Origin of the sequence: Pseudomonas sp. Fl5BN2 (assembly GCF_009908205.1) — a bacterium.
Taxonomy (GTDB): Bacteria; Pseudomonadota; Gammaproteobacteria; order Pseudomonadales; family Pseudomonadaceae; genus Aquipseudomonas.
The window spans coordinates 71,410-87,441 of the sequence record NZ_JAAARL010000013.1 but is presented as its reverse complement, the minus strand read 5'-3'; the positions used below and the strand labels follow the sequence as shown (position 1 = coordinate 87,441).

The window sequence follows — 16,032 nt, the reverse complement described above, 5'->3', positions numbered from 1 at the left end:
GTTGGACAACCCATCTCGTTTGTGCAGGGCATGGCCGTTCACATAGGCGGTGCTCCAACAGTGCAGACAGGGAGAAAGACAGATGATTCGCCAATGGCTGAGGCTTGTAACCGAGCGTAGACCGCTGTCCCTGTGGGTTCATGGCGTCGTGCTTGCAGCGATGCTTTGCGGCTGGGTCGGCACGGAAGCGCGCGCAGCCTCGGTGAACGGTTATGCCAGGGGCTGCGACGTCACCAGCAACGCCGTTACGCAATGGGTGCTGGTCAACCCGTTGAACACCAATACCGCGGTGGGAACCGTGTTATGGCAGCGTACGCTGACCTTGCATACCAGTTTCAACCTGGCTGTCTCCGGCAGACCTCGGGAGCTGGTGACTGCGGGGCATTGGACCCTCGGTACGCCGCAGTACGATGGCGCCGCGCCTACCGATGTCGCCGGCATTGGCCTGCGACTGGATGTTGCTCCTCGAGGGAGCAAGAAAATACGGGTGACCCAGGGCACCTACCCGATTGCCTTGGAAAAAAATGACGACCTGGTCTTTGAGAGCGGTTTACCCAAGCAGACCATGGTCACCCAGGTTGTTCAATCACTGATCCTGACCGTGCAACCGGATCAGTTGCCCACGGGCACCCTCAAAGTGACTCAGGTAACAGGCTCTTCCTACCTGCAGTTGTATGCGTACGACCTGGAAAAAAACGAGTCGACCCTGGGGGCCCAATTGAGCCAGCTCAGCACACCGCTGACCGGCAGTTGCCGCACGAGCCTGGTCATGGGCGGCATGGACTTCAACATGAACATCGAGCTGCCCAAGACCTGCGTGGTGGAAGCCTACAAAGATATCGGAGTGCGCTTGGGGCGCTTCGCCCTGTCGGACTTTCCCCAGGTTAACGCTACCTCGCCTGCGGTTCCCTTCAGTATCGGGTTGAGCCGTTGTTCGATGCAGGCCAAGCCTCGCATCAGCTTTATCGACAAGTCAGGGGGCTCGTCGGTCAGGGGCGTACTGGGCCTGATCAATTCCCAGACTCGGGGGTTCGGCATTGTCATGACCAATGGGCTGACTTCGGAGCGCATCGAGTACAGCGGCCAGAGCTACGAGATGCAGCGCATCGGCGATGGCGCAAGCATTCCCCTGCGAGCCAGCTACATCCGCATTGGCAATGACCGGGAAGTCCAGGCCGGGGGGGCTGCCAACGGGGCCGCAGAGTTCACTTTTACCTTCCCATGATCGCGACCGGTCATTGAGCCGGTTCGTCCGTGGGCGAGTTCTACCCAACACCGTCGTTCAGTTTTGAAGGCCTAGCGAGCGCTTCAGCGGCAGTGCCGTGCTGCAAAGGTTTGCAGTACGTAGACAAATCGATATGGAGTTTGCATGAACAAGATCTATGCGTTGGTATGGAACCAGGCCCAGGGCTGCTGGAACGTCACTCACGAAGGCGCCCGGCGTCGGCGTACCGGTTCCGGCAAGGGCCTGGTGGTGGCTGTTGCCAGTCTCCTGGCATTGACCGGGTTGCCCTCGGCGTTTGCCTTGCCCACCGGCGGGGAGGTGGTGTCCGGCAGTGCCGACATCCTTACCCAGGGCTCGAACATGTCGATCAATCAGCATACGGACAAGCTGACCACGAATTGGAATGACTTCAGTGTTCAGTCCAATCAATCGGTGACCTTCAACCAGCCTTCCAGCACCTCGATTGCCCTGAACCGGGTTGTCGGTGTCAACGGCAGTAACATCCAAGGGCAGATCAACGCCAATGGCCGGGTGTTCCTGATCAACCCCAACGGGGTGGTGTTTGGCCAAGGCTCACAGGTGAATGTCGGCGGCCTGGTGGCTACGACCCGCGACATCAGCGATACCGATTTCAAGGCCGGCAACTACAAGTTCACCGGCGACTCGGCGGCCGAGGTCGTCAACCAGGGTTCCATCACTGCCGCTGACGGCGGTGGCGTTGCGCTGCTCGGGGCCAAGGTGACCAACCAAGGCACGATCACGGCGCAGAATGGGCGTGTTGCACTGGCCGCAGGCAATGGCTTCACCGTCAGCTTCGACGACAACCAACTGCTGGACCTGCACGTCGACAGCGCAGCGCTCAACGCGCTGGTGCACAACACCAAAACCGGCCTGCTCAAGGCCGATGGCGGGCAGGTGCTGATGACCGCCAAGAGCGCGGGCTCGATGCTGCAGACGGTGGTCAACAACCAGGGCACTATCGAAGCCAACACCCTGTCGCAAAAAGCCGGGCGCATTACCCTGGATGGCGGCGACGTGGGCGTGGTCAGTGTCGATGGCTCGCTGCACGCCAGTGCGCTGGACGGCAAGGGCGATGGTGGGGTGGTCGAGACCCGGGGCGCCACCACCCGGGCGCAGCTGACGACCAAGGTCGACACCCAGTCCAGGAATGGCCGCACGGGCACCTGGAAGATCGCCAGCAACGAAGTCAAGGTTGGCTCCTTCTTCAACGCCAACAGCAACACTGCCCATGCCGACACCGTGTCGCGCAACCTGGCCACGACCAATATCGAACTGGCCAGTGGCAAGGGCGATGTAGCGGTGGAAAACGGGCTGCGCTGGTCCAGCGGTAACCAGTTGACCCTCTCTTCGGCCAAAGACATCCGCCTGGATGACCGCCTGTCTGCCACTGGCGCCAATGCCCGGGTCGAACTCAACGCCCAGGGTGGCATCAAGCTCAACCGTCAACTGACGCTGAGCGGCAGCAACAGCAGCCTCGGGCTGAACCACGGTAGCGGGTTTGTCATGGGCCAGAATGGCGGCGTCACGCTGTCCGGCAACGGTGCCCGTTTCGACGCCAACGGCCAAGCCTACAGCGTCATTCAAAACACCACGCAGTTGCAGGCGATCGACCAGGACCTGGCAGGTCGCTACGTCCTTGGCAACTCCATCAACAGCAGTAACCGCCTGACCTCGATCGGTGAGCAGCAGGCCTTCAGTGGCATCTTCGATGGCCTGGGCAACACCCTCAGCGGTTTGACGATCAACAGCAACGGCACCGATGGCGGACTGTTCGCCAGCTCGTCCGGCAGCATCGGCAACCTCAAGCTGGCCTCGTTGACCATCAACGGTGCCATGCCCACCTCCGGTTCCAGTGCTGTCGGTGGCCTGGTCGGACGCAACAGCGGGAGCATTGCCAACGTCAGCGCCAGCGATCTGCGGGTAAATGCCAAGAGCCGACAGGACAACGTGATCGGCGGGCTGGTGGGCAGCAACGTCGGTGGCTCCATCGACGCCTCGTCGATAAGCGGTGTGGTACTGGGCAATAGCTACACCTCGGCGGCCGGTGGCCTGGTGGGCGAGAACCGTCAGGTGGACGGTAGTGGCGGTACAGTGACCAACAGCAGCGCCGATGTCCGGCTCACCGCCAGCATCGCCAGCAATGCCGAGGGCGGAGTGGGTGGGTTGGTGGGCATCAACCATCAAGGACTGATTGCCGATTCCTCCAGTTCGGGAGCGGTTTCCAGTGGCAACAGCTACAGCTACAAGGGCACCAACCTGGGCGGCCTGGTGGGTTACAACCAAGGCGGTCGTATCGAGCGCTCCCAGTCTTCGGCAACGGTATCCGGCACTGGCGCGAGCAACGCCGGAGGCCTGGTCGGTCGCAACGAATCGGGCCGGATCAGTGATTCGGTAGCCAGTGGCAGGTTGCAGGGCAACAGCTTTGCCACGGCTGGTGGCCTGGTGGGGCTGAACCACGACAGCGTGCTGCGCAACGTCAACGCCAGCGGCGCGGTGAATGCGGGGAACAGCCTGCACATCGGTGGCCTGGTGGGGCAGAACCTTGACAGTGACATCGGCCTTGCCGAAGCGTCCGGCCTGGTTCAGGGCGGTAGCAACAGCACTGTAGGTGGGCTTGTTGGTTCCAACGCTGGTGGGCTCATTGCCAACTCCCTGGCCTTGGGCAATGTCACTGGCAAGGATCAAAGCCATGTCGGTGGGCTCATCGGCTACAACGCCGGGGACCTGAAGTCAGTCGAGGCCCATGGTGATGTCAGTGGCGGTGCCAAGAGCGCGGTCGGCGGTCTGGTGGGTACTCATGGCGTTGCCAAGGGTGACAGCCTCATCGACACCGCTTCGGCCAAGGGCAATGTCTCCGGGGGCAGTTACAGCATGGCCGGCGGCCTGGTGGGGCAGAACAATGCGCGGATCGTCAACACGCTCGCCAGTGGCGAGGTTTCGGGCAGCCGGGATGCCCGTCTGGGTGGCCTGGCGGGGGTGGACCTGGGTGACATTCGTCAATCCGCAGCCTTCGGCAATATCAACGTGATTGCTCCCAACTACGCAAGCACGGGCTACGACCGCCCATTGAATCAGGCAGCCAACCTCAACCAGGGCGAGCAGCGTAACTGGTGATCTGCACCTCTTGATCCAAGGAGATGGTCACTCCCTCGGTATGCCGTGCGCAAACACGGCATACCGAGGCTTGCCTGATCCAGGGCTGCTATTGGCCCTGTTCTCTTTTCTGTCCTTTCTGACGGCTGGCGGCAGTCAGCCGTTGCTGCATAGCACTTTTTTCCGAGTGATCCGCTGTGACGGGCGCAATACATGGCCCGAGGCTGCGTGAGTGCTTGGCCGTGTTTCTGCCGGAGCCGTTGTGCCCCAGCAGGTGTTGTGTCGCCTTGCAAAGGTTTGCAGGGTTTTGATCAGTCGATAAGGAATCTTTATGAACAAGATTTATGCGTTGGTATGGAACCAGGCCCAGGGCTGCTGGAATGTGACTCACGAAGGCGCTCGCCGCCGTCGTCGTTCGGGCTCCGGAAAGGGTTTGATTGTGGCGGCAGCCAGTGTCCTTGCCTTGGCGTGCATGCCATCGGCGTTCGCCTTGCCGACAGGGGGCGCGGTGGTGTCCGGGAGTGCGGATATTTCGACTCAGGGCAATCACATGTCCATCAACCAGAACACCGACAAGCTGGTCACCAACTGGAAGGATTTCAATGTCCAGACCGGTCAATCGGTGACCTTTAATCAGCCCACCAATACTTCGATTGCCTTGAACCGGGTGGTTGGTGTCAATGGCAGTATGATCCTGGGGACGATCAACGCCAACGGTCAGGTGTTCCTGGTCAACCCCAACGGGGTGGTGTTCGGCAATAACGCTCAAGTGAATGTTGGCGGCCTGGTGGTCTCGACACAGGGCATCGGCAATGAGCAGTTCAATGCCGGTAACTATCAGTTCTCCGGCACCTCCAAGGCCAGAATCGTCAACCTCGGCAAGATCACCGCCGCTGACGGTGGCAGTGTTGCACTGTTGGCCGCAGACGTTCTCAACAACGGCACCATCACGGCGCAAAACGGCCGTGTGGCATTGGGTGCGGGTGAAGCGTTCACGGTCAGCTTTGACGGTGACAACCTGCTGGACCTGCAAGTTGATTCCGCCGCGCTCAATGCGCTGGTGGCCAACGGAGGCCTGCTCAAGGCCGATGGCGGTCAAGTACTGATGACCGCCAAGAGTGCCGGCGCGATGACGCAGATAGTGGTCAACAACACCGGCACTATCGAAGCCAATACCTTGTCGCAAAAGGCCGGTCGCATCACCCTGGACGGCGGTGATGTGGGCAGGGTCAACGTCGACGGTGCATTGCTGGCCAATGCCCCGGACGAGGGTAACGGTGGTGTGATCGAAACCCGCGGCGGGATGACTTGGGTGCAAAAAAATGCTCGTGTCTCCACCCAGGCCAAAAATGGTCAGACGGGAACCTGGAAGATCGAAGCTGAGCAGGTCGCGGTTGGCGGGTCCATGGCCGACTACTTTGGGATCAATCATGGCGATACCCTGTCGCGGAATCTGGCGACCACCAATATCGAGTTGGCCAGCAGCAAGGGCGATGTCGTGGTGGACGGACCGATCAACTGGAGCAGCGGCAATCAGTTGACCCTCTCTGCGGCCAAGGACATTCAGCTCAATGGCAACCTGGCAGCCAATGGGGCCAAGGCCCGGGTCGAGCTCAATGCCAAGGAGCGCATTGGGCTCAACGGTAAAGTGCAACTCACCGGGAGCGACAGCAGCCTGGGCCTGAACCACGGTGCTGACCTCACCTTGGGTAAAAACAGCCAGGTGACCCTGTCCGGCAGTGGTGCCGGGTTCGACGCCAACGGGGCCAAGTACGAGGTCATTCAGAACGCTGCGCAGTTGCAGGCAATCGATAAGCGCCTGGATGGCCGCTACGTCCTGGGCACTGCCCTCAACGGCTTCGGCAACCTCACGTCGATTGGTGGTGCCGACACGTTCACCGGTGTCTTCAACGGCCTGGGCAACACTATCAGTGGTTTTACCGTCAACAGTAATGGCGCTCATGGCGGTCTGTTCGGTAGTTCCTCGGGCAGCATCAGCAACCTCAAGCTCGCCTCGCTCACCGTCAAGGGACCAGCCAATACCCAGGGTGGTGGCGCAGTCGGCGGTCTGGTTGGAAGCAACAGCGGGAGTATCAGCAACGTCCAAGCCAGCAATCTCCAGGTACGTGCCCTTGATGATCAGGACAACCAGATCGGCGGACTGGTGGGGATCAACCACGGCGGTTCCATCGATGGTTCTTCGGTGAGCGGTTCAGTGGCTGGCAATACCTCAACTTCGGCAGCCGGTGGCCTGGCGGGCCTGAACACCGGCTCCGTGAGCAATAGCCACGCCAATGTTCGGGTCGGGGGCTCCTTGGGCGGTCAGGCACCGGTAGGCATGGGCGGCTTGGTGGGGATCAACCAGGGCGGCTCGATCGCTGACTCTTCGAGCTCGGGAGTGATTGGGTTGGATAATAATGCTTACGCTGCCTCCCGGAACCTGGGTGGCCTGGTGGGCTACAACCAGAATGGCAGCATCCTGCGCTCCAGCGCCTCGGGCACCGTAATTGGGTATTTCAGCAACAACGCAGGGGGATTGGTCGGTTTCAACAACTCTGGTCGGATCACTGACTCGTCAGCCAAGGCAATGGTGGTTGGTTTAGGGATGGACACCGCCGGTGGTCTGGTGGGGCTCAACCAGAACGGTGTACTGAGCAACGTCAAGGCCACGGGCGTGGTGCACACACAATTTGTCGCGAACGTCGGCAGCCTGGTCGGTAAGAACGTGCTGGATAAGTGATGAGGAGCCCCCGCTGATACCGGGGATGTGCACATTCCAGGAACGTCAGTCCAACACCCTGGCGTTCCTGGGACCCGCCACCTCAAGGCGGCTATCAGTCAACAGGCCCTACGCTGCTGGCAAGGTCAAGCCGTCAAGGAAAAACGCCGCTTTCTCTGCACGAGAAAGCGGCGTTTTTTATCGGTAGTTCGCCCGATCATGCATGGAATTGGCGGCCAGCAACTGTCTGCTACATGACCACCTGTGAGCCGGTGTCGCTGATCGACAACTGCTCGAAAGCGCTACGATTATCAGCCAGATGGGGCGCTGTCGATGGCCGGGCGCGAGTCCCAGGTCATCCGCGATGACAGGCTCAGACGCCAAGGCTTTCCAGATCCCGGGCCAGCATCACCAACTGGTGCGCCAGGGAGCTTTCGAGTTTTTCGCTGGACAGCTGGAAGCTCGGAGCACCGCAAGTCAGGGCCATGATGCTGCCGTCGGCCAAGTGCAGCGGCACCCCAGCGCCGTTGACGTTGCGGTCCCACTCGCCCAGCGACAGGCAGAAGCCCAAAGCCTCGTATTCGCGGAAGGAGTCTTCCAGGGATTTTTCCAGGGCCGGCCACTCGTCGCCGAGTTTTTTCGCCACTTCCCCGAGCAGATGGTCACGTTCATGTTTCGGCGTTGCAGCCAGGTAGGCGCGTCCGGCGGCGCTGGTGGCCAGGGGCAGTCGAACCCCAGGTTCCATGCGCAGGCTGGCGACTTCCGGCGGGCGGCTGCTGTCCACGTGAATCATCGACAGGCGGTCGCGGCAGGTCAGGCTGACGGTGGTGTTGGTACGGCGCGCGAACTCATCCATGAACGGCTTGCCGAGCTGGCGCACCCGCAGGCTGGCGGAATAGGCATAACCCAAGGCCAGTACCGCCGAATCCAGTTGGTACTTCTCCAGGTCCTGGTTGTACTTGAGGTAACCCAGTTGCGTCAGGGTGTAGGTCAGGCGCGATACCGTAGGTTTGGGCAAGCCAGTGATGCGTGCGATGTCCTGGTTGCCGCGCACCGCATGGCCGTGGGTAAAGGCCCGCAAGACTTCCAGGCCACGGGCCAGGGCTTCGACGAACTTGCGGTCTTTGGGCGCTTGTTCCGGGATGTCGTTCGGGTCGTGCATGGGGTCTTCCGGTAAGGGCTGGTGCCGGTCGCAATGCCAGTTGACCACACCGCGGGTTCGTGGAAACAAAGGAAAAATGTTATCCCGGAACCGCCACAATTGAAATCTGCTATTCCCTCTCGAAACTCAATTCCGCACGGTTGCCCAGCACCTCGCCAACCTGTGCTCGGTTGCTTGCGCACAAGGGCGTGCGGCCTCAGCGGCTTTCGACACGCAGGCGGCCACGTTTGAAAACCCCCTCGGCACTGGCCAGCAGCCGATCCTCGGCGTCCAGCAGATCACAGCTGGCCATGAAGATCTTCGCTCCGCCGCCGCGCATGCGTGCCACTGCCCGGACTTCAGTTGCCGGTGGGATCGCCGCCATGTAGTTGATGTTCAGGGACAGGGTCAGGGCCAGTCGCCATTGTCCGGGATCGGCATGCCAGGTACCGCTCATGCCCATGGCGGTGTCGGCCAGTGAGGCTATGACCCCCCCGTGAAGATTGCCGGCCTGGTTGAGGTGATGAGGTTCAACGGTGACCGCAATGACGGTTTGCGCCTGCTGGTATTGCTGCAGGCTCAAGCCGAGATGGACCGCGAATCCGCTGAACAGGCTTTGCAGTGTCGGGGCGTCAGATACGGCACTCATAGGCGATGGCTCTTGGGTCAGGTCCTGGCCCGTGTCGTCGAACGCAGGTGTCGTCGATGACCAGGCTGCAGTGATTTTTCTGATTGTGTTGTGCAGGGCGTTTCCACGTTGAAATGCAGAATGTCAGCGAATATTCTACCGGTCAATACGGAATTATATTTCGCACAGCGAAATATAAGTGATTGAAATGGACCGGCGGCTTGGGGCAGGATCGACCCCGATGGTTGCCCGTTGCGGCGAGGCCTGGCGGTCGTACGGGCGCCGGATGACGCTGTCCATGGCTATCCCCTCGTTCATCCCAGGGCTTGAAGGAGTCAGCATGTCCACTACCCGCACTCAGCGCCCACATCACCGTGTCTGGCCCAAGCGCTTGCCCCTTGCATTGACGGTGCCGGCCACCTCGCTGTGGTTCAACCTGGAGGTGGCCGCGCAGCGCTATCCAGACAAAGTGGCCTACCGCTTCTTTGGGCGGGCGCTGAGCTATTCCGCCCTGCGGACCGAGGCCCTGGCCCTGGCCGGCTGGTTGCAGAACGCAGGCGTCGGGCCCGGTGATCGGGTGGCGCTGTACCTGCAGAATTGTCCGCAATTCATCGTGGCCTACTACGCCATCCTGCGGGCGAACGCGGTGGTGGTGCCGGTCAACCCGATGAACAAGGTGGAGGAGTTGAGCCATCAGCTCGGCGATGCCCAGGCGCGGGTGCTGATCTGTGCGGCGGACCTGGCGTCGATCGTCCAGGCGGCGGAAGCCACGCTTGGCCCCGAGCAACAGTTGCGCACGGTATTGGTGACCCGCTACAGCGATGCCATGCCGACGCCGACGCAGATGCAAGCGGCGGAAATGCCCAGCGCCGAGGTCGATGCCTGGTTGCGTGCTGAGCCGCCGCTGCCCGATGGCTACCTGCGTTGGGGCGAGGCCCTCGGGCAGTCCTTGAGCCCCGGCGTGCACAGTGCCCAGGCCGACGACCTGGCCATGCTGCAATACACCTCGGGAACCACCGGCCATCCCAAGGGCTGCATGCACACCCATCGCAGCCTGATGAGCAACGCCGTCAGCGGCAGTTGGACCCAGTCCACCGTCGAGTCGGTGGGCCTGGGGGTGGTGCCGTTCTTCCATATCACCGGCCTGGTGTGTTTTGTCCTGCGGGCGGTGTTCGATGCCACCAGCACAGTGATCATGCCGCGTTGGGATCGGGAGCTCGCCGGCCGCCTGATCTCCTGTCATCGGGTGACCCACTGGACCTGCATCCCGACCATGATCATCGACCTGTTCGGCAGCCCCAACTACAAGGATTTCGAGCTATCGAGCCTGGTGCATATCAACGGTGGCGGGGCAGCGATGCCCCAGGCGGTGGCAGAGCGCCTGCGAGAGGAATTCGGGCTGACTTTTCTCGAGGGTTACGGGCTTACGGAAACCGCTGCCGCCAGCCATGGCAACCCCCCAGAGCGGGCCAAGTTGCAATGCCTGGGCATGCCCTTCTTCGGGGTCGATTCACGGGTCGTCGATCCACATACCCTGGAGGAACTTGCGCCTGGCCAGGTGGGGGAAATCATCACCTTTGGGCCGATGCTGTTCAAAGGCTACTGGCGCAACCCTGAGGCTACCGCCGCGGCGTTCGTCGAGTTCGAGGGCAAGTCTTTCCTGCGCACCGGCGACCTCGGCCATATGGACGAGGAGGGCTACTTTTTTCTCACCGATCGCCTCAAGCGAATGATCAACAGCAGCGGTTTCAAGGTCTGGCCGGCGGAAGTGGAAGCGCTGCTGTTCAAGCACCCGGCGGTGCACGAGGCCTGTGTTATCGCAGCCCAGGATGCCTACCGCGGGGAGACCGTCAAGGCGCTGGTGGTACTGCGCCGCGAGGCCGTGGGCCACACCAGCGCGCAACAGATCATCGATTGGTCGCGCGAGCACATGGCGGCCTACAAAGTGCCGCGGGTGCTGGAGTTCGTCGACAGCCTGCCCAAGTCCGGCTCCGGCAAAGTCATGTGGCGCGTGCTGCAGGACCGCGAGGCCACTAACACCTGAAACAGCGATTCCCTTGATGCGGTAACCACCGACTCCGCCGGAGACGACCATGACTACAAAAATAATAACTGTCCAAGATCCGCACGCCTTGCCCGAACACACCCAGCAGCTTGAATCGTTGTACGCAAAGATTCGCTGGCGCCTGCTGCCATTGCTGATGCTCTGCTACATGATCGCCTTCCTCGATCGGGTCAATATCGGCTACGCACAATTGCAGATGAAACAGACCCTGCCTTTTGGCGATGCGGTCTATGGCCTGGGCGCCGGTATCTTCTTCATCGGCTACTTCCTCTTCGAGGTCCCCAGCAACCTGATGCTCAAACGCAGCGGCGTGCGCAAGACCCTGCTACGCATCATGTTCTGCTGGGGCCTGGTGGCGGCGGCGATGATGTTCGTCAGCACGCCGCTGCAGTTCTACATCCTGCGTTTCTTGCTGGGGGCATTCGAGGCCGGTTTTTTTCCGGGAGTGATCCTGTATTTCACCTACTGGTTTCCAGCACCTCGACGAGGCCAGGTCATCGCTATCTTCATGACCGCCGCCGCAGTCGCCGGGCTCATAGCCGGGCCGGTCTCGGGGAGTATTCTCAAGTACCTCAACGGCGTCGCCGGCTACAGTGGCTGGCAATGGATGTTCGTGCTCCAGGGCTTGCCGGCCAGCGTGCTGGGGGTGGTGGCCTTCTTCTACCTGCAGGACTGCCCGGAGCAGGCCAAGTGGCTCAGCCAGGAGGAAAAACGGCTGCTGGACGACGACATGGCCCAAGACCTGAAAAGCGCCCGGCACAAGTCCCAGGACAGCCTCCGGCAGATGTTTCGCGACCCCAGGATCTACCTGCTGTCCACCGCGTACTTCATGTTCCTCGGCGCCACCTACATGCTGGTGTTCTGGATGCCGAGCCTGATCCAGGGCTGGGGCATCAAGGACTTGATGCAGGTGGGGTTGATTACCGCGATTCCGAATATCGTCGGGATCGTCGGGATGGTGCTGATCGGCCTGCATTCTGACAAGCATCGAGAGCGCCGCTGGCATTTTGTCGGCTGCATGGCCATCGCGGTGTCCGGCCTGGCGATCACTACCTTGTTGAATGGCCATCTGCTGCTGTCGGTTACGGCCCTGGGCTTTGCCTACGTGGGGATCAAGGCCGGGACGCCGATCTTCTTCGCCCTGGTCAGCGAGTATCTGTCGGTCGCCGCCACCGCCGGGGGTATCGCTTTCATCAGCAGCCTGGGCAACCTCGGACCGGCGCTGACGCCCTGGCTCAGCGGGGTGATCAACAGCCATACCGGGGGGCATGTATCGAGCATGTACCTGGGGATCGTGATGTACCTGTTGGCCGGGGCTCTGGTGCTGGTCAGCACCGGCCTTGCCAGGGCCCCCAAGGCCGCAGTGGCCATGGCCGAATCATGAAGCCTTTCGCTAATGGCACAGGAGCCAGAGCATGAGCTTGCCGAAGATCCTTACGCAGCGTTTGCGCTTGCCGGTAGTGGCTGCGCCGTTGTTCATCATTTCCACCCCCGAGTTGGTGATCGCCCAGTGCAAGGCCGGGATCGTCGGTTCGTTCCCGGCGTTGAACGCGCGGCCGGCCGGGCGCTTGTCAGAGTGGATCGAGCAGATCACCCAGGCCCTGGCCGAGCACGACCGGCTGCATCCGCAGCAGCCGGCGGCGCCCTTTGCGGTGAACCAGATCGTCCATCGCTCCAATGACCGCCTGGAGCAGGACATGGCGGTGTGTGTGCGGTACCAGGTGCCGATCATCATCACCTCCCTGGGCGCGCGGCCCGAGATCAACCAGGCGGTGCACGGCTACGGCGGCATTGTGCTGCACGATGTGATCAACAACCGCTTCGCGCGCAAGGCCATCGACAAGGGCGCCGACGGCCTGATTGCAGTGGCGGCCGGCGCTGGCGGGCACGCAGGCAGCCAATCGCCCTTTGCCCTGGTCCAGGAAATCCGCCAATGGTTCGACGGGCCGCTGTTGCTTTCCGGGGCCATTGCCTCAGGGCGTTCGATTCTCGCGGCCCAGGCTCTGGGGGCGGACCTGGCCTACATAGGATCGGCGTTTATCGCCACCGAGGAAGCCAATGCGGTGCCGGCTTACAAACAGATGATCCGCCAGTCGGGGGCGGAGGATATCGTCTACACCAACCTGATCACTGGAGTGCATGGCAACTACTTGAAAGCGTCGCTGGCAGCGGCCGGGTTGGACCCGGAGGACCTGCCCAGCAGTGATCCGACGCAGATGGATTTTGGTTCCGAGCGTCAACGGCCCAAGGCCTGGAAGGAAATCTGGGGCTGTGGCCAGGGCATTGGCGTGCTCGACGCGGTAGTGGCCACCGAGGAGCGGGTGGCGCGCCTGGCCAGGGAGTACCAGGAGGCTTGCCACGCGCTTCGCGCCAGCATGCCTTGAGCGCTAGGTAAGGTTTGGGGGGCAAGGTTTTCCACGAGCTGCCGGCAGATGCCGGCAGCGTCGTGTCGGGGCGATGCAGTGCTGTCGGCTTTGGGCGCTACCAGAGCTTGAGGCTGTAGTCGAGGATCAGGCGGTTTTCATCGACATTGGCTGTGTAGTTGGCGCGATACACCACGTTGCGCCAGCGCACGCCAAGGTCCTTGAGCGGGCCGCTCTGGATCACATAGGCCAGGTCGGTATCCAGTTCCTGCTCGCGGCCTTGCTGCTGGCCGATCCTGAATTCGTTGCTGCGCACATAGCGGCTTATCAAGCTCAGGCCGGGCACACCCAGGGCGGTGAAATCGTAGCGGTAGCGCAGTTGCCAGGAATCCTCCCCAGCGTTGACGAAGCTCTTGTAGGTCGAGGTATTGAAACCATAAGGGTCGGTGCCGCTGAGAAAAGGCATGCCGCTGCGCCCGCTCTGGTTCTGATAGACGAAGCTCAGGGCGTGGCCCCGATAGGCAACGGTTTCCATGACTCCCAGGTGGCGGTTGTCGACCTCGGCCCGGCCCAGGCTTGAACTGTGGAAGTAGCGCAGTTCGGATTTCAGCGAGAGGCTTTTGCCCAGCGCTGCAGTGTGGGTCAGGTTGGTGTAGTGCTGGCGGTAGTTGTCCTTGAGCTCGGCATAAAAATACCCGGCCTTGAGATCGGGGCGGATGCTGTAGTGGGCGCCGCTGTAGGTGAAGCGATTGCTGTCGACCCGGCCGGCGACCTGGCGGCCGTTCCTGGCCAGGGCGAACATCTGCAGGTCTTCGTAATCCGTCGAGTTGCGCTGGCGCACGCTGTCGAACTGACCCAGGGTCAGGCTCAGGTCCTTGATATCGCTGGACACCAGTTGCGCGCCATTGAAGGTCTGCGGCAGCAGGCGGGTGTCGTTGCGAAAGGCCACCGGCAGCAGCGGCTCGTGGGTGCCGATGCTCAACACGCTCTGGGCGAGCCTGGCCTTGGCGGTGACGCCGAAAGAACCGTACTGGTTGGCCACGTCACCATTGCCGTCGACCAGCAGGGCGCCGGTATGGCTGGTGCCACCGCCGGAGTCCAGCTTGATGCCCAGCAAGCCAAGCCCGTCGACCCCCAGGCCCAGGGGGCCATCGGTAAAACCGGATTGGTAACGCAGGGTAAAACCCTGTGCCCACTCTTCGGCCTTGTTCTGCGGTGGTCGCTCGCCATGGAAGTCGCGGTTCATGTAGAAGTTGCGTGCGCCCAGGGTCAGCTGGCTGTCTTCCAGCCATTGCGCCTGGCACATCAGCGGCAGCACGCAACCGCCCAGCAGAGTGGACCAGGGCAGGCAAGTGTTGGCTATCGAATGCATGGTGTTCACCGCTCTTGTTGTTTTTATAGTGAGAAAACCTTGGCTGAGCCGATGCCGGACCGGCTCTGGAAAAAACCTGGATGCAGCCTGCCCTGACCCCGCTACGCGACGAGGGTACTGAACGCGGCAGGGTTGGGGCTCAGCGGGGAGGGGGGCAGAGCAGCGTCAGACAGCTCGCTGCGCCCCGGACCAGGAAGGCGGCGACACCTTCAGCGCTTTCGGTGTGGTCTGGTCGTCGCCGGTCCGGGTGGTTCATGGGGTCAGTGCTTTGCCGAGGGCGATGTAGCGTTGCAGGTGATGATCTTCGTCCCCCAGTTGGTGGTCGATCATGACCAGTCGCTTGGCGTAATGGGCCAGGGGCAGTTCCCAGGTCATGCCGATACCGCCGTGCAACTGGATGCATTCCTCCGCCACCAGGGTGCCGATGCGGCCGATGCTGACCTTGGCTGCCGACAGCGCCCGTTCACGAGTCAGGCGATCGGCGTCCAGGGCCGCTGCGGCGTTGATCACCGCCGAGCGTGCTTGCTCGATCTCCAGCAGCAACACTGCCATGCGATGTTGCAGTGCCTGGAAACTGCCGATCGGTCGGCCAAATTGCTGGCGGGTACGCAGGTAGTCCAGGGTCGCCAGCTTGGCGGCTTCCATAGCCCCCAGGGCTTCCGCGCACAGCGCCAGCACTCCACGGCCGATGGCCCGCTCCAAGGTCGAGTAACCCTGATGCAGGGTGCCCAGCAAGGCGTGCCCAGGCAGGATCACGTTGTGCAGATGCACTTGCGCGACAGGGCCGGCATCAACGGTGGCACAGCCCTGGATCTCCAGGCCGGGAGTGTCCGTCGGCACCAGGAACAGAGAAATGCCCTGGCTGTCGTCGAGGGCTCCGGCAGTGCGCGCCGAGATCACCAGCAACCCGGCCTGCGCGCCGTGCAACACCAGGCTCTTGATGCCGTCCAGGCGCCAACTGGCACCGTCGGCCTCGGCGCGGCAGGCGACCCGGTTGATTTCATAGTGGCTGCCGGGTTCTTCATGGGCCAGGGCGGCGATCAGGCTGCCGTCGATGATGTCCACCAACTCGGCTTTCTGGGCCTCGCTGCCGGCCACGGCGATGGCGTCGCCGGCCAGTAACGCACTGCCCAGCAGCGGCTCCACCAGCAGTCCGCGGCCCATGGCTTCAAAGACCAGGGCCAGGTCGAAACCGTCGCCACCGTAGCCGCCGTCGGCTTCACTGAACAGGGCGCCGATCACCCCTAGCTCCGCCAGTTGGCGCCAGATATCGGCATTGAATCCCAGGGCCGATTGCAGGCCCTGCTGGCGTTTTTCCAGGCTGTACTGCTGTGCGATAAAGCGGTTCAAGCTGTCGGCGAGCATGCGCCGTTCTGCGCTGTATTCGAAGTTCATGTGCGCGCCC

The 16,032-nt window shown here is 62.0% G+C and carries 9 protein-coding genes and 1 pseudogene; 6 read left to right on the top strand and 4 right to left on the bottom strand.

Translation table 11 applies throughout. The annotated features are described in order from the left end of the window. Positions 1 to 82 precede the first annotated feature (82 nt). The 3 genes and pseudogenes from GV819_RS19160 to GV819_RS19150 form a co-directional block, all read left to right on the top strand. Entirely contained in the window at positions 83 to 1,225 is a 1,143-nt protein-coding gene (locus GV819_RS19160; protein ID WP_178124991.1) for a fimbrial protein, read from the top strand. 144 nt (positions 1,226 to 1,369) lie between these two features. After that, positions 1,370 to 4,360 carry a GLUG motif-containing protein gene (locus tag GV819_RS19155; RefSeq protein ID WP_161757616.1) on the top strand — a complete coding sequence of 997 codons (2,991 nt, stop codon included), beginning with the start codon at positions 1,370 to 1,372 and terminating at the stop codon, positions 4,358 to 4,360. Between the two features lie 310 nt (positions 4,361 to 4,670). Next, positions 4,671 to 7,067 (top strand): annotated as a pseudogene (locus tag GV819_RS19150) (filamentous hemagglutinin N-terminal domain-containing protein); the annotation flags it as partial. A 364-nt stretch (positions 7,068 to 7,431) separates the two neighbouring features. On the opposite strand, the gene GV819_RS19145 reads toward GV819_RS19150, so the two are convergent. Beyond that, positions 7,432 to 8,220, bottom strand: coding sequence for an IclR family transcriptional regulator (locus GV819_RS19145; protein ID WP_161757614.1), 789 nt, complete (start codon positions 8,218 to 8,220; stop codon positions 7,432 to 7,434). Positions 8,221 to 8,416: 196 nt separating this feature from the next. Continuing rightward, the gene (locus GV819_RS19140; RefSeq protein WP_161757613.1) at positions 8,417 to 8,848 is read right to left on the bottom strand and encodes a PaaI family thioesterase; all 432 of its coding nucleotides are present in this window, start codon (positions 8,846 to 8,848) and stop codon (positions 8,417 to 8,419) included. Positions 8,849 to 9,167: 319 nt separating this feature from the next. On the opposite strand from GV819_RS19140, the gene GV819_RS19135 reads away from it, so the two are divergent. The 3 genes from GV819_RS19135 to GV819_RS19125 are packed head-to-tail and all read left to right on the top strand — an operon-like array spanning position 9,168 to position 13,276. Beyond that, positions 9,168 to 10,871 (top strand): long-chain fatty acid--CoA ligase, encoded by a 1,704-nt coding sequence (locus GV819_RS19135; RefSeq protein WP_161757612.1) that lies wholly within the window; start codon positions 9,168 to 9,170, stop codon positions 10,869 to 10,871. Between the two features lie 49 nt (positions 10,872 to 10,920). Next, positions 10,921 to 12,276, top strand: a complete 1,356-nt coding sequence (locus GV819_RS19130; protein ID WP_161757611.1) for an MFS transporter — start codon at positions 10,921 to 10,923, stop codon at positions 12,274 to 12,276. A 31-nt stretch (positions 12,277 to 12,307) separates the two neighbouring features. After that, positions 12,308 to 13,276: an NAD(P)H-dependent flavin oxidoreductase gene (locus tag GV819_RS19125; RefSeq protein WP_161757610.1), complete on the top strand. Its 969-nt coding sequence runs from the start codon at positions 12,308 to 12,310 to the stop codon at positions 13,274 to 13,276. A gap of 97 nt (positions 13,277 to 13,373) precedes the next feature. Here the strand turns inward: GV819_RS19125 and GV819_RS19120 are convergent, their stop codons facing one another. Both GV819_RS19120 and GV819_RS19115 read right to left on the bottom strand, forming a co-directional pair. Further along, the gene (locus GV819_RS19120) at positions 13,374 to 14,627 is read right to left on the bottom strand and encodes an OprD family outer membrane porin (protein WP_178126041.1); all 1,254 of its coding nucleotides are present in this window, start codon (positions 14,625 to 14,627) and stop codon (positions 13,374 to 13,376) included. 252 nt (positions 14,628 to 14,879) lie between these two features. After that, positions 14,880 to 16,022 (bottom strand): acyl-CoA dehydrogenase family protein, encoded by a 1,143-nt coding sequence (locus tag GV819_RS19115; protein ID WP_161757609.1) that lies wholly within the window; start codon positions 16,020 to 16,022, stop codon positions 14,880 to 14,882. Between the last annotated feature and the right edge of the window lie 10 nt (positions 16,023 to 16,032).